Origin of the sequence: Flavobacterium sp. T12S277, assembly GCF_048514875.1 — a bacterium.
GTDB lineage: Bacteria > Bacteroidota > Bacteroidia > Flavobacteriales > Flavobacteriaceae > Flavobacterium.
The window spans coordinates 75,107-95,582 of record NZ_JBLYEG010000010.1; the positions used below are offsets into that span (position 1 = coordinate 75,107).

Sequence of the window (20,476 nt, forward strand, 5' to 3'; positions counted from 1 at the left end):
ACACATATATACTACTTTAGTATGGTTTCTCAGATAACAAGAGGCATAAAAATATCTGTTTTGACTAGTTTTGAAGGTACTTACTTCAAGAACTACAAGATTCACTTTGCTTTTAGCTATGTCGTTACAATCGAAAATCACAGCAAAGATTCCGTTCAGCTGACTTCTCGTCACTGGGAAATTTTTGACTCTTTAAACGACCTTGAAGTGGTTGACGGAGAGGGTGTAATTGGCAAAAAACCAGTTTTAAAACCGGGAGAAAATCACACCTATAGTTCAGGCTGTTTGTTATCATCTCCTTATGGTGCCATGAAAGGTCATTTTAATATGATCAATTTTACTACTACAAAAACATTCAAAGTTATTGTTCCTACTTTCAGAATGTGCGCTCCTTTTGCCTTAAACTAATTTAGAATAAAATACTTTTTAAGTTTTTTGGTTATCGAAACATCCAAACTTTGTGTATTTAAATAAAAGTCTTTATTGTGGGCCATAAATTCTTTTAAACTACTATTTTCTTTCCAAAGTAAAACTTTCCCGTTTAAAGTGTCAGCTCCTATATACACGAGCATATTTCCTAAAAACAAATCTTTTTCTAAAGGTTTTATCTGAATGGAGAATTGAGAATACGAGTTGTTTTTTTCAACAAATTCGGCTATTAGATGATTCTCTGCATTACTGATTCTTCCAATTCCTTTAAAATTTTTGTTATTTATTTTAAGTTTGATCTCTCCTAATTTATTCAAAATCTGAAAAGAAATCGAAATAAGATAATTATTCTGATCCATAAAAAAGCCCAGATAATCTCCAATCAAAAATTTAACGATTTTTGCCCGACTTAAAGAAACAGACAAATCTGACATTTTTTGCGGTAAAATACCCTCTACTTCCATTCTTTGAGAATGAAGATAGTAATAGAAATCCGGATTAATTTCTTTGCTTCTTACTTTTTCATTTTGCGATTCCAGATTTTCAACCAATTCAAAAATTATTTTTCCAACTACAGGATTGTTATGTCTCGCAAATCCGCAATAAGCTCCCAGCAAAACTGGTTTTGTCATCATATTATTTCCATAAAACAGATTTACGAAACACTCTTTATTCAAATTTGAATTTTCTTTATTAAAATAAAAAGACAGCGCATTTTCTCCAGTTGAAACACATTTACCATAATAATTATAAAAAGAAGGCTCAAATTCTTTCTCCCAATACAGAATCTCCCATGAGGCTGTTTTCATTTTATAAATCGTAAACTTCGATTTTATATAGTATTGCTTATCTTCTACATAATATCCTACATAATATAAAGTTTCGTCTTTGACAGCGATACTGTTATAATTAATTTCTTCTAATTGTCTTAATTCATTACTTATATGCGGAGAGTTTTTTAAATAGTCTTCATAACTTTTATATCCTGCAGCAACTATCAGTAACGAAAGATATTCCCGTCCTAATGTAATGTCTTTACCATGTCCTTTTTCAATATCTTTTATTTTATTATAAAGATACTTTCCATTAATCCAGTTTCCCGTTTTCTCTATTATAAACTTTTTAAGATTTGGCATTTCCTCATTGTATTTTCCAAAACCATAAAGTTGAAAAACAGTAAGTGTCTTTATTTCGATTTCATAATATGCTGAAAACGAAATTAATATTTCCTTATGAAGACTTAACAAAAAATCATTCGACAAATTAATACCTCTAACACTCATTTTTATTGACAATTACATTAATAAACCAAAAATACAATATTCCAGTTTAATTCCAATTAAAAAAAAGTAATCTAAAATAAACAGGAATAATTATTTTCTAAGAGGAATACCGATACTTTTAGCAAAAAAACGATTACTAACCTAACCAACTATTCAAATGAAATTTTTATTATTAATCATTTTATGTTGTGGTCAAATAGTTTTGAGCCAACAGAAAAAAAACATCGGAGGCCGCATAACCGATGATTTAGGTTCCCCCATTTCGGGCGCTTCTGTAATTGAGAAATCAAATCCTGAAAATGGAACCCTTACAGATTTTGAAGGTTTCTATACTTTACAACTAGACGAAAGCTCAAAAGAATTGGAAATCTCTTCAGCAGGGTTCAAGAGCAAAGTAGTTTCTATTGAAGGTTCTATAGTAAACATCACTTTAGAACAAAACGAAAATGAACTGAAGGAAGTTACGATTAAAGGATTTGGCTCTTTGGCCAGTAGAGCCAGAGTAAGACTGCAATCGATACAAAGTTTGCCGGAAACGACGGTTGCCGTAAATGCACAAACTATTGAAGCCAATGGAATTAATAATATCCAAACCTTTACCTCTCAAATTTCGAATGTAACTTTTAATCAGGCACAACAACCCGGAGTTAACTTTCTTACCGTAAGGGGGATTTCACAAATACGAAATGGAGAATCTCCTGTTGCCGTTGTGATCGACGGAATGACATTACCCGATGCAAGTGCTATGAATATGTCATTATATGATTTAGAATTACTGGAATTTGTAAAAGGTCCGCAAGGAACTTTATACGGAAAAAACGCCATTGCAGGAGCTATTAACATCACAACTAAAGACCCTACAAATAAATACAAGAACAAAATTACACTCTCGACAGGAAATGGGGGTTTGTATGGCGCAAGATTTTCATCTTCAGGGCCACTTGTAAAAAATAAGTTTTATTATAGTGTATTGGGTGGTTATAAGTCATTTGACGGACTCATAAACAATACTTTTTTAAATAAAAAGGTGGACTTTTCTAAAGAATTTAATATTCGCGCAAAACTAAAATATGTGTTTAACTCGCAATGGTCTGCAACCTTTGTTCAGGACAATTTTAAAGTTAAAGCTGGCGGAAATTATTATGTTACCAAAACAGACATCTTTAAAACGTCTATTCCTCCTCTCGCAGACAACGATTATTCCCACGAACCTTTTAGTGATGTTATGGGAGACTCAAAATTATCTAACTCTTTAAGCAGTTTAAAAATTGAAGGAAATTTAAGTAAAGTAAAATTTCAATCGGTGACTTCCTTTAACGCTACCAGAAGATATTATATTGGAGAAAATGACTATTCTCAATATGCCTTCAGCAAGGTATCACAGGATTCTGATTCTGATACTTTTAGTCAGGAATTCAGACTTACTTCTAAAGATTCTAAAGACTCTAAATTTAATTATACCGTTGGAACCTTATTTCAGAACAGTAAACGCTACTTAAACACTTCGACTTTTTTGAATAAAACGTTTTACGAAGGCGGTTTTACAGACGCTTCTGCAGCAAATGCCAAGTACGACACCAAACCTTTGGTGGGTAACAACGATGATAATACGATCAAAACATTTGCAGCATTTGTTTTTGGTGATTATAAAATAACTTCAAAATTAACAGCATCAGCCGGAGTACGTGTTGACAATGATCAGCTCGAAAACAAAGCACATATCTCTAATACAGTTTCCAAAAACGACATCACCGTTTGGCAGCCTAAACTTTCCTTAGCTTATCAATTTTCTGAAACTGTTTTAGGCTATGTAAATTATGGAAAAGGATACAGAAGTGGCGGATTTAACTCGGCCAAAACGATAAAATTTGAAAAAGAGTACAAACCTGAATTTACAAATAATTACGAAATTGGTCTTAAAACCAGCTTTTTGAATAACCGAATCATTTTTAATAATGCTTTTTATCAAATCAATTTCAAAAATCAGCAGCAATATACCTTTATTCCCCTTACCCCTTCTGTACTGGGTATTTACAATCTGGACAAAGTAAAAATATCCGGATTTGAATCTGAAATAAAATTTAAAGCGACTAATAACCTGGACTTTTTTACAAGTTTAGGCTTTAATAATGGTAAAATTGAAAAAGGAAGTTACAACCAATTAACGAATGCTGCGGCTTTTGATTATGCTACTTATAAAACAATTGACATTAGCGGAAACACATCTCCATATACTATAAAAAGCACTATTCAGGTTGGTGGTAATGCGAATTTTGCATTGAGCGAAAAATCAACTTTAGGGTTTTATGTAAATGCAGATCATAGAGGGGAACAATTCTGGGATTCTCTTGAACAATACAAACAGGAACCTTTTACCCTTGTCAACGCCAGAGTAAATTTAAACCTCAGCAATTTTGGATTAACCCTTTGGGCAAATAATATTTTTAACACAAAATACAATACCGAATTTTTTCCTACGGCCGAGTTTGGCTTTAACAATTTAAGATTTCCAAGTACTCCAGCTACTGTGGGCTTAGATTTATCGTATAAATTCTAATCAGAACCAAAAATCATTTTATAAAAACCCAATACAACATCATATGAGAGTTGCAACAGACATAGGAGGAACTTTTACCGATTTAGTTTTCTTTGACTATGACAAAAAGAACAAAGAAGTTACCAATGTAAAAGTATCAAAAGCAAGTACAACTCCTGGGGAGTTTGAAAAAGGAATTCTAAATGCTATAAAAAAAATCGAGCTAGATTTAAGTACAATCGAATTTTTTGCTCATGGTACAACCGTTGTAATTAATGCAATTACAGAACGAAAAGGTTCTAAAACGGCCTTAATTACAACACAAGGATTTAGAGACGTTTTAGAAATAGGCAGAGGAACAAGACCCGATTTATACAACTTCAATTTCAAAAAAGAAGCTCCTTTTGTAGAACGTTACCTGCGTCAGGAAATACAAGAACGCATTAATTATTTAGGCGAAATTGTAACTCCTCTAAACACAGACAACATCGATGATTTACTGCATTATTTTATTGATGAAGGTGTCGAATCGATAGCCATTTGCTTATTACATGCCTACAAAAACCCTATTCATGAAAAAAAACTGTGCGAAATTATAAAACAAAAATACCCGCAGATTCAGGTTATTGCATCACACGAAGTAACAAGAGAGTGGCGCGAATATGAGAGAACCAGCACAACTGTGTTATCTGCTTATGTTAAACCTATCGCCACAAAATATTTAAATAATCTAGCCCATCACCTTCAAAAACAGGGGTACCATCATAACTTGTATATCATGCAATCCAACGGCGGCATAACAACGGTTGATGATGTAAAAGCAAACCCTATAACACTTATCGAATCGGGTCCCGCAAGCGGCATGCTTGGTGGAGTTGTACTGGGCAGAACTATAAACAAACAAAACTTAATTATTTTAGACATTGGTGGCACAACTGCAAAATGTTCTTTGATTGAAAATGGAGTACCAAAAATTGTAACGACTTATAATATCGAAAAAACAAAAACACAAGCCGGATTTCCCATCTTAACCCCTGTTATCGATATTGTCGAAATAGGAAATGGAGGCGGTAGTATTGCCTGGATAGATTCCGGTGGAAAAATGCGGGTTGGCCCTCATAGTGCTGGTGCAAGCCCGGGACCTTCTTCTTATGGAAAAGGAGGAACTTCGCTAACTACAACAGATGCCAATGTAATTTGCAACAGAATTCACAAAGACTATTTTCTTGGTGGTGAATTAAAACCCGATTTTGACAATATAGAAAAAGCAGCAGCACCACTTCGAAAAGAATTGGAGATGTCTACTGTAGAAGTTGCAAGAGGTATTATTCGCATTGCAAATTCTAATATGGTTAATGCTTTAAAAAGTGTTTCGGTCAATAAAGGATACGACCCCAGAGACTTTTCTTTGGTTGTTATTGGAGGCGGAGGCCCTATGCATGGTGCTTACTTAGCTGAAGAATTACAAATACCAGAAGTAATTATCCCCCTAAATGCAGGTGTGTTTTCAGCATTTGGCATGTTGATGTCTGACCTGAGAAGAGATTACATTCGTACAGATGTTTTAGATTTAAAACAAAACAACCTGAACTCGCTTCAAAAGGTTTTTGACGAAATGGAAAAGGAGTCTATCCATGCTTACGAAAAAGATAACTACGAAAAAGAAGTCATTCATTTTGAATATTATTTAGACTTAAGGTATAATGGTCAGGAGCATTCTGTTAAACTAAAACTAAATGATGTAAAAAAGCTAAACCTTAAAGAAATCCAAGATGATTTTCATCTCTTACATCAAAAAAGATACACTTTTAAACTTGAGGATACTATTATCGAAATTGTAAATTATCATTTAGTTGCGGAAGTAAAAGTAAACAAACCTCTCATTGGAAAAGTTGAAGCAAAAAACACCTCTGTTGAAGATGCATTAATCACAATAGAAAATGTAGATTTTGACCAGCAAGGTATCTTCTTAAGTCATTTTTACGACCGGGAAAAACTAAGTCCAAATATGGTTATTCAGGGCCCCGCAATTATTGTTGAAAACTCAACTTCAACTGTAATTCCTCCCAATTGTGAATGTAGTGTTGATGATTACGCAAATATTATTATCTGTAAAAAAAATAAAAAATGAGCTTAGATAAATTCACTTCCGATATCATTCAGGATTCATTAATAGCTATTGGCGAATCTATGTTTGAAACTATTCAAAGAACAAGTATGAGCCCAATTATATATGAGGCTTTAGATTATGCTGTTGGCATTACAGATGGTGATGGAAAACTTTTGGCTCAGGGAAACGGGGTTATTACTTTTCTTGCTGCCATGAGCCTTGTTGTTGAAGAAACATTAAAACAATATAAAGACGCCCCCCTAAAAGAAGGAGATGTTATCATCGCTAATACTCCCTATGTTGGTGGTGGAACTCATTTATCTGACATTGCTATCATTACGCCTATTTTTTATCAGGGAAAAAGAGTCGCCTTTACCATAAACAAATCTCATTGGACTGATATTGGAGGTACAAACCCAGGATCTGTTTCTACTGTTTCTACCGAGATTTATCAGGAAGGATTACATTTTCCTTTTGTAAAAATAAAAGATCAGGGGGTCCTAAATGAAAGTTTGATCAAAATGTTGGAAGTAAATGTCAGACTTCCAAAAAGTACTTTGAGTGATCTTTATTCCTGTATTGCCGCCAATAATGTTGGAGGAGACAATATTATCAAACTTATCGAAAAATATGGTTTGGAAGCTTACGAAAAAGCCGCTGTTGAATTTATGGAGTATGGTGAAAGAATAAGTTTGCTGGAGTTACAAAAAATTCCGAATGGCATTTACAAAAATACGGGTTGGATAGAAAATGATGGTTTCGGGAATGGTCCTTTTCCTTTAAAATTAAAAATAGAAATTACAGACACTAGTATGATTTGTGACTTTACCGGCTCTCACGAACAATTAAAAGGTCCTTTAAATTTATCCCGAACAGGTTTGGAAACCGCTGTCAGGGCAGCATTCAAATCTATTACTACACCTACTCTACCGGCAAACAATGGTTCATTTTCCCATGTAAAACTAATCTGTCCGGATAATACAATGGTGAGCGCAAGTGCCCCTGCCGCAACTTCTGTTTATTATGAGATATTTCTGGCTGCCATTGATTTACTTCTAAAAACATTAGGTCCTATAGTACCTGACAAACTACCTGCGGGACATTTCAGATCGGTATGTGTCACCTACATTTCAGGTTTTCACCCTGTAACCAATGAATTTTATGTACAAGCCGAATCGTTGTCAGGCGGATGGGGAGCGAGTGCTTTTAATGATGGCAACAAAGGTCAGTTTTCTTATGCCCACGGAGAATCTTATAATATTCCGGCAGAAACCAGAGAACGCAAGTATGGTATTATGGTTGAAGAATATACTTTTCATAACGAAGGTGGCGGTTATGGCGAATTTCAAGGAGGAAACGGACAGTATCTTACTTTTAGAGTTTTATCCGATGAAGCGTTTTTAACCGGTGCTTTTTTAGGATATTCGATTCCACCCTGGGGGCTAAATGGAGGAAAAGAAGGAAGTTATAATTATTTTACAGTAATTAGAACAGACGGTACGATAGAAGATTACAATATTGTAACCAACGTAAAACTCAATAAAGGAGACAAAGTAAAATTGGTCACTGCAACCGGCGGAGGATATGGTAATCCTGAAAACAGACCCATTCAAAAAATCGAAAAAGATTTAAAAAACGAATACATTACCAAAGAGCAAGCATCAGAACATTATAATTACAAGTAAAAACAGCGCCGATCCACTAAAAATCAGATTGGACTAAAAATAATTGATTATGGAAATAAAAAATCTAACTTTCCCAAAAACCGGAGAGTATTATATGAAATACATTTTTGAGAAAAGCGAAAGTAATGTTCGTGCATCTTGTGGATCTGTGTTTCTGAAAAAAGGAGAAATTCTTCCGTTTAAAACCTTAGATTCACATGAGTTTTCTTTATTAATCTCAGGAAAATTACTCGTTTATACACAAAGTGGAGAAAAAGTAGAAATGAACGCAGGAGATTTAATCTACATCAATAAAGAAGAAATCAGAGAAACCGAAACTCTTGAAGATTCTGAGATATTGTTTTTCTTATTTGTCTAAACTTATACGACAACTTAACATTCTAAAGTATTTCACTTCTGTTCCGGTAAAGGAGGTTGCACCCTATAGAAAAAAGCATCTTATTTCAATTTTTGATTGCCGTTTCCAACGGATACCCTCTTAATTTCTTCAAAAACACACTATTTTATCGTTATCTTAATCACAAAATTATCAAATTATTAATTTATCCTTTGTACTTTTGTACGGCTTTAGATTATTCGTAACAATCAAATCATCTAACCCTTAAATTGTCTAATTATCTAATTTTAAATAACATGCTAAAAGGATTCTTTCACGTACCAAAAGCGGTAAACGAGCCGGTAAAAGGATACGCACCTAATTCACCAGAAAAAGCAGCAGTACAGGCAGCTTACACTACTTTGTGGAACTCTAAAATCGACGTGCCGTTATACATCGGAAGCGAAGAAATCAGAACTGGAAATACAAGAACAATTTCAGCTCCTCACGATCACAAACATATCGTAGGAACGTATCACTTAGCTGAAAAACAACATATCGAAAAAGCAATTGCCAACGCTCTTGAATCAAGAAAAGCATGGGCAAATATGGCATGGGAACAACGTGCTGCTATTTTCTTAAAAGCTGCTGAACTTATTGCAGGACCTTACAGAGCCCGCATTAATGCTGCAACAATGATTGGTCAGTCTAAAAATATTCACCAGGCAGAAATTGATGCTGCTTGTGAGTTAATTGACTTTTTACGTTACAACGTAGAATTTATGACTCAGATTTACGGAGATCAGCCAAAATCAGATTCTACAACCTGGAATCGTTTAGAATACAGACCTCTTGAAGGTTTTGTTTACGCCATTACTCCTTTCAACTTTACTGCTATTGCTGCAAATCTTCCTGCAAGTGCTGCTATGATGGGTAACGTTGTAGTTTGGAAACCAAGCGACAGTCAGGTTTTCTCTGCAAAAATCATCATCGATATTTTCAAAGAAGCAGGTGTTCCTGATGGTGTTATCAATGTTGTTTTTGGTGATGCTTTAATGATTACTGATACTGTATTGGCAAGCCGTGATTTTGCTGGAGTTCACTTTACAGGATCAACTCACGTATTTAAAGATATCTGGGCTAAAATTGGTGCTAACATTCACCACTACAAAACCTACCCAAGAATCGTTGGAGAAACTGGTGGTAAAGATTTTATCATTGCACACCCAAGCGCTAACGTAAAACAAGTGACTACAGGAATTGTTCGTGGTGCATTTGAATTTCAAGGGCAAAAATGTTCTGCAGCTTCAAGAGCTTATATCCCGCAAAGTTTATGGCCAGCTGTAAAAGAGCAATTAATTGCGGATGTGAAATCTTTCAAAATAGGTTCTCCGGAAGATTTTGGAAACTTCATCACAGCAGTTATTCACGAAGGTTCTTTCGATAAATTAGCAAGTTACATCGACCAGGCTAAAAAAGACGCTGATGCTGAAATCATCGTTGGAGGAAATTACGATAAATCAGTTGGATACTTTATTGAGCCGACCGTTATTGTAACAACAAACCCAAAATATACTACCATGGAAACCGAATTGTTCGGACCGGTAATCACGATTTATGTTTACGAAGATGCTAAATGGGAAGAGACTTTAGAATTAGTGGATACTACTTCTGAATATGCTTTAACCGGAGCAGTATTTAGCCAGGATCGTTACGCTATTGAAGTAGCTACAGTGAAATTGCAAAATGCTGCAGGTAACTTCTACATCAACGACAAACCAACAGGAGCCGTTGTAGGAATGCAGCCGTTTGGTGGAGCAAGAGCTTCAGGAACTAACGATAAAGCAGGTTCTGCATTGAACTTGTTGCGTTGGGCATCTCCAAGAACAATCAAAGAAACGTTTGTAACTCCGGAAGATTACAGATACCCATTCTTAGGTTAATTTGTTTCAAAGTTTCAGGTTTCAAGTTAGAAACTTGTCCCTATAAAAAAGCCGAATCTTTTCATTAAGATTCGGCTTTTGTTTTTACGGGATATTTTATTTCCAGGTTGGAACCTGTATAAAACTATCCGTGTACCATTTTACTTTTAAGGGTTCCTTCGCATCTTTAATTGTTTCATCACTGACCTCTTTTCCTGTTCCATAATTCAATTGTGCATAGGAGTTTTTATTCACATTGATCGAAACCAATAATCGGCTTCCTTTACTCAATTGTTTACTCACCAAATGTGTATTTGAAAAAGGCATGATTTCGATTTGGCCAGGCTTCAATAAATTCCTTTTTGTACTGTCTTTTACATAACTCGCACGTGCTATGAAATAAGACAAATGAAAATATTCCCCGTTTGGCATAACCTCATACAAAGTGACACCAAAATCCATATCTTTTTTATTGATACTCGCTTTTATCTCGGCTAAAAATGACCCGTTAACCAGCATTGGCTCTTTCAAAGGTGCACTAATAAAAGTAAACCCATTACTGGTCTCAATTTCTTTACGGATAACCGGGCTCGGGTAGTAATCATTGTTTTGCGTATTTCTGTCGGCAAAATCAACTTCCTGATACAGGTATTTGCTTTGCGCAGGCTTACTATCTTCTAACGCGTAAAAGTCACCCGACTTATGATCCGTCAAATACAATTTAATAAAACCATTGGCCATTTTATCCAAAGAAGGAGCGCTTCGCCATTCATTGGCTCCCATTACTTCATAGTTTATTTTGTCTTTCAGCATTTGCGGTTTTGCCCCGTTTTTCAGAATGTAATCAAACCACTCATAGGTTATTTTCCTCACATTGATTATCGCTGTCGAATCGACTTTGTAGTCATTCACAATAGTTTCTCCTCCGGTCTGGGAACCAAAATGGCCGTATGGCCCAATCACGACGTAAACCGGTGTTTTTGGATTGTACTTTTGAAGCTCTCTTGCAAAATACAAACTTGAATTCTGGGAATCATTATAATACCCGTCAAAAATTAAAACAGGGATATTGATGTGTGCAAAATCTTTCCCGTACGGCGCCATTTTCTGCCAGTAGGCATCAAAGGAAGGATGCGCCAGCCATTTCTGGAAAAACTTATTAGGAACACCATCAATACTGTCCATTTTTCTATAAGCAGCCCCTGTCTCCCACCATCTAAAAGTCATTCTTCTAAAACGCTGCCTGTCGTTTCCTGCCACCGTATCCAGGTATTTATTATTCCCTACATAAAAAGCCCATTCGTAATTGGGGTTTATAAAAACATTATTTTCCATAGGCAATCCCATTCCCGGCCGGCTGGCGGCAGAGGGCACGATCGTTTTAAGTGCCGGATGCATTTTTTTACAGGCTGCCCATTGTGTAAAACCATTGTAACTGCCGCCATACATCCCTACACTTCCATTACACCATTTTTGTTTACTGATCCAATCGATAACATCATAGGTATCTGTCGTCTCGTTTTCATACGGCGATATGGTATCCGGACTGAATCGTTTCCCACGCGAATAAGCCATAACACCCACATAATTATGGTCTGCTGCTGTTTTTAAGGAGGCAAGATCTCTTCCTTTCTCTCTGACATAAATGGTATGTTGATAGATCACGGGCTGCGGAGCAGAAACTCCTTTTTTTCGTACCACCATCGCCGATAGCAAAGCCCCGTCTCTGGTTTTAATCATCACACTGTCCTGAATGTCATAAGCGCTTTCCAGATCCTTTGATCTTGTCACGCTTGTCTGCTGCGCATAGGTGTTGATTATTGAAAAAGTAAAAAACACCAATTTAAGAATTAATTTCATTGCGTTGTTCGTTTTAAATAGTTCTGTTTAAATTTTAAAAGAAGCAGTGGTATCCAATCTGGGGTTTATTTTTCCGGAATTTTATTCCAAATACAACACACTGCGTCCTGCTGTTTTTAGTACCTCTAAAAACGGCTTCCTTTATGTAACCTCTCCTTTTGCTATAGCGATTTAAAAAGAATGAGTTTTTCTTTTTTAATTAAATCCCATTGAGATTTTTAAATTTCACGGCCTGACGGTTTGAAACTTCTAATCGTTCACCCGTTTTTAATTTCACTTCCAGTCTGCCCTCAGCGGTTCGGTTAACTTCCTGAATGTGATTGGTGTTTATAATTTCAGTTCGGTTTATTCTAAAAAAAACATTTTCATCCAGCATTTCTTCCCATTGACGAAGAGAGCGTCTTTGAAGCGCTTTTTTGTCCTGAAAAAAAAGTCGGGTATAATTTTCAAGCGACTCGATCAGGTAAATTTCGTCCAATTGAATAAAGAATCTTTTCTCACCATCCTTGATGAAAATTTTTCGGTCTTTTGCTGCAGCATCGCTTAAAGAAGGCTTTCCGGATAAAGCGTTTCTTATTTTATCGATTGCTTTTGCAAAACGTTCTTCCCTGATGGGTTTCATGAGATAATCTAAAGCATTTACTTCAAAAGCCTGCACGGCATATTCGTTGTAAGCTGTTGTAAATAATACTGCCGGCGCACTATCGAGTGACTCTAACAAATCGAACCCGGATTTCTCAGGCATCTGAATGTCTAAAAAAATCAGATCGGGCATTTTTTCCTCAATCAAACTCTTTGCTTCATCAGCATTTCCGGCCTCTCCTATAAGTACAAAATCGTCGTAGGACTGTAAGGCCCTTTTGAGTTCTTCTCTCGACAAACGTTCGTCGTCTACTATAATAACTTTTATCTTTTTCATGTTGATGGTAGTAAAATAGTTGCCAAAACTGTTTCGTCCTGCATTTCTTTAATTTCAAAAGAAGCTTTTCCTTTGTACTGCAACAGCAATCTCTCCCTCAAATTATTCAATCCGATACCGGAAGAATCCTTAATTTCTTTATTAAGTTTCCCCGAATTTTGAACGCTAATTTTTACAAGATCACTCTCCTGCTCTATTTTTACAGCAACAAAGCCTCCGTTTTTTCTTTTTTCAATTCCATGTTTAATCGCATTTTCAACCAGAGTCTGAATACTTAAAGGTAAAACCAAATGATCTGATAAAGCTGTAGCGACTTCAATTTTTACTTGCAAACGTTCTTCAAATCGTATTTTTTCCAATTCCAGATAATCCCTCACCAGATTAATTTCGTCAGCTAAGTGTACCAGTTGTCCAATATTATTGTTTAAAGAATTTCGCAACAGCTCAGACAAAAGATCAATGGCCCGTCTCGCCGAATGCGGATCTTCTAACACCAAAAACTTAATACTATTTAATGAGTTAAAAAAGAAATGCGGATTAAGCTGTGCGCTCAGATTACTTAGCTGTGCTTCTTTTACGATAACAGACAGTCGTGCATTTTCTTTTACGGTTTCTATCTCAAGTCTTGAATAATGATAAAGGTGATACGCCAGCACCCAAATAGACATCAATCTGGTACCCGTAATAAAAACCTGCAGCTGTGTTGATTGTAAAAACGAAATAAACGAAATGGAGGTGCTTTTTAAAACAAACAACCGCACCAGATACAGTTTTCCCACAATCAAAAACATATACAATAAAGAAAGTACCAAAACACTCCCTATGATTTTAGGAATCAGCTTTTTGAGACTTAATTTATTCCAACCCTTTTTTAAAGCAAAATTTCGATAAAAATGTGTCAATACAATACCGATACAGACATCCAGTACAAAATCGGCTATACCAATTGTCCACATAAAAGTACTTCCAAGGAAGGCCGAAACTCCCCAATACAAAGATGTTGCGGTCCACCCTGTGAGCTGAATTTTCCAATATGTCGATAATTTTGCCATTATTCTCAAGCCAAAAGTGATTATGCTGTAGTAAAGATATCCCTCTAACAGAGATTGAGCAAATAAAAGTACACCAGCGAAAGATAACTGAGGACGAATGACGTTCGTTCCTAAATTATGCCCTCTGAAACATCAAAAAGTCATTTTTTAGAGGAACCTCAACTCTTTTCTATTTTTTCCAACTTGTAGTAAAAACAATATCAATTCATTTTCAAAAGTATTAACCTACAAAAAAACATTGACGATTTATTAAAAATTAAGTTTTTTCTTTCAATTTTATTCGGATTTATTAAAGATAAAAACTTTGTCTTATCGTGATAGTTATATGTCTTCCTGTTACATAAAAAAAGAAAAACTCAACATAAATTTGCTCTATAATTGCGCATACAACGACCTAAATTTTAACTAAAAAACAAACTTCATAACCAATTATTACCCGACCTAAGCGTCAAAAAAAAGTAAATCAACCAACAAACCAAATTGACTTATGAAAAGCTTAAAAAACGCACCGCAGATTATTTTAAATTCAAAACACATCGGGCATCCTATTGATTTTACCTGGAACAAAAAGAAAATGGAAAAATTCCTGGATCCTTTAGAAGAAAATAAGGATCTCGAAAAAATATTGTCAAGTATTAATCATAAAGCAACGGTAGGGCTTAGTGCCGCATTACTGGAATGGATACACTGGCGTTTTGTAGGGAACAGAACCAGTATCAACGATACGGAAAAACGAATTGAAGCACTCTGGTATTCGATCAAAAATCCGGAATTAACAGATCCATTATTATTTGATACTAATTTTGACATACCGGCTTCAGGCCCTATAGATGGACCTTTGTGGGCTGCCCACATGGCCGTAAGAATGATTGATGTAAGGTACAGGAAAGGATCATACTTTTTGCAAAATGAAATTCTGGGACTTGTATTACTGGCCCGTCATATCACGCCAAAGAAGAAAAACTTTGACAAATGGTTCAATACGATCATTATACAATTAAACCATCTGTACCCTTGCCCTTACAAAGATGAAAATCTGGATGAAACCGACGAAAAAGTATACGATTCTAATAATGAACCTTTAATATGCCGTGATTTTTTCTTTAACCCTAAGTTTCAGTATACCATTGCCGCATCAGAAAAAGCCTTTCATAAATACATGCAAAACGTAAACCATAAAACCAATCCGTTTTTGCATTTGTCCAGAAAAGTTTCTTAATCATGACACACGGATTTAAACACAAAACCCAATAATGACGCTAAAACAGGCAGTCCTTATTGGGTTATTTTTTTCAGCAGTTAAGCTTTTAAACCGTAAACTTCAAAGGCAGGTGTACTACTTTTTTGGTTTCGAAAAATTCATCTTCAAAAATCGTTGACAAATCATACAAAGTGGCTTTAGGAAAAGAAGCCAGTTCTTCGGTCAGATCTCCACCTTTTAAATACAGAATTCCGTTTTTCAAGGTATGCTTATGCTGTTTCTTTATTTTATCTTTTATCCACGAAACAAAATCAGGCATGTTCGTTACCGCACGACTCACAATAAAATCAAAGTCGCCTTTTACCAGCTCTGCACGTTTTTGTTCTGCTTTCACATTTTTTAATTCTAATGCATCTACCACTCCCTGCACCACCTTAATTTTTTTGGCAATAACATCAATCAGATAAAAACGGGTTTCAGGAAAAAGAATGGCTAATGGAATCCCTGGAAATCCGCCACCAGTACCAACATCCAGAACAGTCGCTCCCGGTTCAAACTTCATAATTTTTGCAATTCCAAGCGAATGCAAAATGTGTTTTGTATATAAGGCATCAATGTCTTTTCTTGAAATCACATTGATTTTTTCATTCCAGTCGTGGTATAAAAAGTCTAATTTTTGAAATTGTTCGATTTGAAGATCGGTCAAATCTGGAAAATATTTCAATATCTCATCCATTGCTCTAATTTTTTAACAAAAGTACTACTTTACGATTGAAATATTTAACTCAATTTTGCAAATTGAAAATTTATAATAATTACCTTTGAAACCTATTTAAAATAATTATGAATAACACTGCGCCTACATTTGCTAAGCAAGACAATCTGAAGTTCTTCAGAACACTTAACTCACGAGTAAACAATTACTTCAAAGAGAACAACATTCAGAAAACAGGAAACTGGAAGCTGCATTTAAAAGCTGTTATTCTTTTTGCCGTTTTTCTAACGCCGTACTTTTTAATTCTAACACTTAATATGCCTTTCTGGGCGCAATTGCTGCTAAACATCCTGATGGGAGTTGGAATGGCCGGAATTGGAATGAATGTGATGCACGACGGAAATCACGGCTCCTACTCTTCTAAATCATGGATCAACAAAATCATGGGAGGAAGTATTTACATACTAGCAGGAAATGTGCACAACTGGCAGGTACAACATAACGTACTTCACCATACTTATACCAATATTCACGGTCATGATGAAGATCTTGATGCCGGAAGAATTATCCGCTTCACGCAAAACGCAGAATGGCGTCGTTTTCATAAATTTCAACACTATTACTCTTTCTTCTTATACGGTCTACTAACGTTTAACTGGGCTCTTACAACCGATTTCAAACAGATGAAGGATTATTTAAAAAGAAAACTATCCTACGGAGCACCACAAAGTCCAACCAAGTTATGGACGGTTTTAGTGATCACCAAAATAATCTACATTTTGATCTGGATGGCTTTGCCAATGATTTTAGGTGTAATATGGTGGAAAGTAGTTATCGGATTCTTTGTAATGCACTACACTGCCGGATTAATTTTAAGTATCGTTTTTCAATTAGCACACGTAGTTGAAGAAACTTCAAACCCTGTACCGAATGAAGATGGGGAAATCGAAAATACCTGGGCCATTCACCAATTGTACACAACTGCTAATTTCGCTCCTAAAAACAAAGTGATCAACTGGTTTACAGGAGGACTAAATCATCAGATCGAACACCACATTTTTCCAAATATCAGTCATATTCACTACGGAAAAATTGCTGAAATTGTGAAACAAACTGCCATCGAATGCAATTTGCCTTATCATGAATTCAAAACCATGAGAGGAGCTGTACTAGCGCACTACAAACACTTAAGAGACCTTGGAGCAAAACCAGAGTTAGCATAAAATAAGAAACTATTAATCATTAACCTTCCTTAATTAAAGTTGAAATTAAGGACATTCAAAAATTTTATAATGAATCATATTCTTTCAGACAGAATCAACAACTTAGCGACATCACAAACCTTAGCAATGGCTGCTTTAGCGCGTGAATTAAAAGCACAGGGAAAAGACATTATCAGTTTAAGTTTAGGGGAACCGGACTTTAATACACCAGATTTTATTAAAGAAGCCGTTAAAAAAGCAGTAGACGAAAACTATAGTACTTATTCTCCGGTAGAGGGTTATTTAGAATTGAGAGAAGCAATTTGCAAAAAATTCAAAAGAGATAACGGATTGGAGTACAAACCATCTCAAATTGTGGTTTCTACAGGAGCAAAACAATCTTTATACAATATTGCACAAGTAATGTTAAACGATGGTGACGAGGTTATTTTACCAGCACCATACTGGGTTTCTTACTTCGAAATCGTAAAACTTTCAGGTGGAGTACCGGTTGAAGTTCCTACTTCTGTAGATACTGATTTCAAAATTACACCAGCACAATTAGAAGCTGCCATCACACCAAAAACAAAAATGATGTGGTTCAGTTCTCCTTGTAATCCATCTGGATCTGTATACAGTCGCGAAGAGTTAACAGCTCTTGCAAAAGTCCTGGAAAAACACCCAAACATATACGTAGTTGCTGACGAAATTTACGAACACATCAATTTCTCAGGAACTTTCTGCAGCATCGGTTCTATCCCGGGAATGTTAGAAAAAACAATCACTGTAAACGGAGTTGCAAAAGCCTTCGCTATGACAGGATACAGAATTGGTTACATCGGAGCTCCTGAATTCATCGCAAAAGCGTGTGTAAAAATTCAGGGACAAGTAACTTCTGGAGCAAATTCGGTAGCACAACGTGCAACAATTACAGCAGTAGAAGCTGATCCAAGTGTATTGAACCACATGGTTAAGGCTTTCCATACCCGCAGAGACTTAGTAGTAGGATTGTTAAAAGAAATCCCAGGCGTAAAAATCAATGTTCCGGAAGGAGCTTTTTATGTTTTCCCTGACGTTTCTTCTTTCTTCGGAAAAACTTTAAGAGGAACTGAAATTAAAGATGCAAACGATCTTTCGATGTATCTTTTAGGAGAAGCTAACGTAGCAACTGTAACCGGTGATGCTTTTGGAAATCCAAATTGTATCCGTTTCTCTTATGCTACAAGCGACGATATCTTAAAAGAAGCCTTACGCAGAATCAAAGAAGCTTTGACTGCATAAATACCATAAAACAATAGCTAAAAGGGCGTTTTCGTTTGAAAACGCCCTTTTTTTTAGTCCATTAAAAGCGCAGCTATATCTTTCGTAATAGAAGTTGGAGAATTACACTCACAATTGCTTAAACCCACTACATAAATTTGTTCTTCCGGCTCATAAACCCCCATTGATTTAAAACCAAAGATGCTTCCCCCATGTTCCCGAACGATTTTATCTTTTACTTTTTCTAAATGCCAACCGTACCCATAATCAATATTTGTCCCATCGTTTAGCGTGTAATTTACAAATGCTTTCTTTGTAGAAGCGGGATTTAATAAGGTATTCGCATTTATTGCATATTGCCATTTCAGCAAATCATCAACAGTTGATAGTATCGAACCGGAAGCATACGGAATAGAAAAACTGATATAATTTGCATTTACATACCCCTCACGGTCGCGATAACCCGAAACCCTGTTTTTAATAATTTTATCATGGCTCGCATAATACGTATTTTCCATTCCGGATTTCTTAAAAATATGCTGTGTTACAAACGCTTCATAAGTTTGTCCGGATACTATTTCAATAATATACCCCAAAAGCACATATCCTGAATTACAATATTTGTATTGCTCACCGGGTTTAAAATCAGCGGGTTCATTCTTAAAAAAATCAACCAGTTCTTTTGGAGACAAATCCCGTCTGGCAATATCTTTTATAGTCTTCATACTCGTAAAATCCTTAATTCCGGAAGTATGTGTTAGCAAATGATGCAGGGTAATGGTATTGCCATTGGTTGGATAATCGGGAATAAACTTTGTGATTTCGTCATCAAGTTTAAGCTTTCCCTGTTCTGCCAGCATCAAAACAGCAACCGCCGTAAATTGCTTCGTCATCGATCCAATTTCAAAAACAAATTCGGGCTGCATTTTAACACCCATTTCTAAATTGGCCATTCCAAAAGCTTTTCGATACACTACTTTTCCTTTCTTAACCGCCAGAAAAACAGCTCCGGGATTTTCAGGTTTAAACTTTGAGGCAATTAATTGATCCATTTTGGTTTCCAAACTCTGAGCCGACAGTCCCGAACAGGCCATTATAAATAGAACAATAAACGATTTTAAGAAGATTTTCATTTTGTGATTATTTAGTCTGATTGATAAAAGCTTTGACGACATTCATTAGCTAAAGGTTACAGAAAGTAGTTTTTACCTTTTATGGGAATTTTTACGATTGAACTATCTGCTTGCTACATTCTAATTTGCAACTAGTATCAAAAGCTTCAACAAAAATTAAAACAAAAAAGATCGTTTTCTATTTAAACCCATTTTCTGAGAAGAAAAAGACTTGGTTAATAAACTAATTCGTTTTTAGTTTTTATTAAATCTCAAATACTCTATTTTTATGTCAAAGTATATAAAAACAAAATCCCCAAATGAGAAAAATAATTTTAGATCTGGCAGTCACTTTAGATGGTTTTATTGAAGGTCCTAATGGAGAAACCGATTGGTGTATTATGGACGATGATATGGAATTTGATGTTTTTTTATCCAGTATAGACACCATTTTTTATGGCAGAGTTAGTTATGATATGTGGGGAAACTATCAACCTGATGAAAATGCAAGTCCTGACGAAAAATCACTTTGGAAAGAAGTACACTCCAAAAACAAATATGTTTTTTCCAGTCAGAATAAAAAAGAAGAGTCTGTTACTTTCATCAATTCTGACCTCTTAAATAAAGTAAATGACATTAAAAAACAATCCGGAAAAGATATCTGGTTGTACGGTGGGTCGGGTCTTATCAAAACATTCATCGAATTAAACCTAATTGACCGATACCGCATATCAGTTCATCCAGTAGCTCTAGGAAGCGGCAAACCGCTATTTGAGGACTTAAAAAAACGAATCGAATTGAAACTAATTACAACTAATACTTTTAAATCCGGGGTAGTACAACTTATTTATGAACCGATTCAATTTTAAAAAGA

16 protein-coding genes are annotated in these 20,476 nt (G+C 35.5%); 10 read left to right on the plus strand and 6 right to left on the minus strand.

The features are described 5' to 3' along the window. Positions 1–21: 21 nt before the first annotated feature. On the plus strand, positions 22–408 hold the full coding sequence (gene apaG / locus ACN1CN_RS14905) for a Co2+/Mg2+ efflux protein ApaG (protein WP_008467225.1): 387 nt from the start codon (positions 22–24) through the stop codon (positions 406–408). On the opposite strand, the gene ACN1CN_RS14910 is transcribed toward apaG, so the two are convergent. Then, a complete protein-coding gene (locus tag ACN1CN_RS14910; RefSeq protein ID WP_419136209.1) occupies positions 405–1,712 on the minus strand; it encodes a hypothetical protein in 1,308 nt (435 codons plus the stop codon). The genes apaG and ACN1CN_RS14910 overlap by 4 nt on opposite strands. A 157-nt stretch (positions 1,713–1,869) precedes the next feature. Here ACN1CN_RS14910 and ACN1CN_RS14915 point away from each other — a divergent pair, with 157 nt between their 5' ends. From ACN1CN_RS14915 to pruA, 5 genes are all read left to right on the plus strand, one after another. Beyond that, complete coding sequence (locus tag ACN1CN_RS14915) at positions 1,870–4,269, plus strand: TonB-dependent receptor (RefSeq protein WP_419136210.1); 2,400 nt, start codon at positions 1,870–1,872, stop codon at positions 4,267–4,269. A gap of 43 nt (positions 4,270–4,312) precedes the next feature. After that, positions 4,313–6,379, plus strand: a complete 2,067-nt coding sequence (locus ACN1CN_RS14920; RefSeq protein WP_419136211.1) for a hydantoinase/oxoprolinase family protein — start codon at positions 4,313–4,315, stop codon at positions 6,377–6,379. Continuing rightward, positions 6,376–8,043: a hydantoinase B/oxoprolinase family protein gene (locus tag ACN1CN_RS14925; RefSeq protein WP_419136212.1), complete on the plus strand. Its 1,668-nt coding sequence runs from the start codon at positions 6,376–6,378 to the stop codon at positions 8,041–8,043. The genes ACN1CN_RS14920 and ACN1CN_RS14925 overlap by 4 nt, the downstream gene beginning before the upstream one ends. A gap of 49 nt (positions 8,044–8,092) precedes the next feature. Further along, complete coding sequence (locus ACN1CN_RS14930) at positions 8,093–8,401, plus strand: hypothetical protein (protein WP_419136213.1); 309 nt, start codon at positions 8,093–8,095, stop codon at positions 8,399–8,401. 275 nt (positions 8,402–8,676) lie between these two features. Next, positions 8,677–10,302: an L-glutamate gamma-semialdehyde dehydrogenase gene (gene pruA, locus ACN1CN_RS14935; RefSeq protein ID WP_173965510.1), complete on the plus strand. Its 1,626-nt coding sequence runs from the start codon at positions 8,677–8,679 to the stop codon at positions 10,300–10,302. Positions 10,303–10,398: 96 nt separating this feature from the next. On the opposite strand, the gene ACN1CN_RS14940 is transcribed toward pruA, so the two are convergent. The 3 genes from ACN1CN_RS14940 to ACN1CN_RS14950 form a co-directional block, all read right to left on the minus strand. Beyond that, entirely contained in the window at positions 10,399–12,141 is a 1,743-nt protein-coding gene (locus ACN1CN_RS14940) for a CocE/NonD family hydrolase (RefSeq protein WP_419136214.1), read from the minus strand. A 199-nt stretch (positions 12,142–12,340) separates the two neighbouring features. Further along, complete coding sequence (locus ACN1CN_RS14945; RefSeq protein ID WP_419136215.1) at positions 12,341–13,060, minus strand: LytR/AlgR family response regulator transcription factor; 720 nt, start codon at positions 13,058–13,060, stop codon at positions 12,341–12,343. After that, complete coding sequence (locus ACN1CN_RS14950) at positions 13,057–14,112, minus strand: sensor histidine kinase (protein WP_419136216.1); 1,056 nt, start codon at positions 14,110–14,112, stop codon at positions 13,057–13,059. Before ACN1CN_RS14950 ends, ACN1CN_RS14945 begins: the two co-directional genes overlap by 4 nt. Positions 14,113–14,599: 487 nt before the next feature. Between ACN1CN_RS14950 and ACN1CN_RS14955 the strand changes: the two genes are divergently transcribed. Next, entirely contained in the window at positions 14,600–15,331 is a 732-nt protein-coding gene (locus ACN1CN_RS14955; protein WP_291285956.1) for a hypothetical protein, read from the plus strand. A gap of 88 nt (positions 15,332–15,419) precedes the next feature. On the opposite strand, the gene rsmG is transcribed toward ACN1CN_RS14955, so the two are convergent. Next, the gene (gene rsmG, locus ACN1CN_RS14960) at positions 15,420–16,049 is read right to left on the minus strand and encodes a 16S rRNA (guanine(527)-N(7))-methyltransferase RsmG (protein ID WP_264522807.1); all 630 of its coding nucleotides are present in this window, start codon (positions 16,047–16,049) and stop codon (positions 15,420–15,422) included. 107 nt (positions 16,050–16,156) lie between these two features. Between rsmG and ACN1CN_RS14965 the strand changes: the two genes are divergently transcribed. Next, positions 16,157–17,251: a fatty acid desaturase family protein gene (locus ACN1CN_RS14965; RefSeq protein ID WP_264522806.1), complete on the plus strand. Its 1,095-nt coding sequence runs from the start codon at positions 16,157–16,159 to the stop codon at positions 17,249–17,251. Between the two features lie 69 nt (positions 17,252–17,320). Next, positions 17,321–18,511 (plus strand): pyridoxal phosphate-dependent aminotransferase, encoded by a 1,191-nt coding sequence (locus tag ACN1CN_RS14970; protein WP_173965503.1) that lies wholly within the window; start codon positions 17,321–17,323, stop codon positions 18,509–18,511. Positions 18,512–18,564: 53 nt separating this feature from the next. On the opposite strand, the gene ACN1CN_RS14975 is transcribed toward ACN1CN_RS14970, so the two are convergent. Further along, positions 18,565–19,623, minus strand: coding sequence for a serine hydrolase domain-containing protein (locus ACN1CN_RS14975; protein ID WP_419136217.1), 1,059 nt, complete (start codon positions 19,621–19,623; stop codon positions 18,565–18,567). Positions 19,624–19,922: 299 nt separating this feature from the next. Here ACN1CN_RS14975 and ACN1CN_RS14980 point away from each other — a divergent pair, with 299 nt between their 5' ends. Beyond that, positions 19,923–20,471 (plus strand): dihydrofolate reductase family protein, encoded by a 549-nt coding sequence (locus tag ACN1CN_RS14980; RefSeq protein ID WP_419136218.1) that lies wholly within the window; start codon positions 19,923–19,925, stop codon positions 20,469–20,471. Positions 20,472–20,476 lie beyond the last annotated feature (5 nt).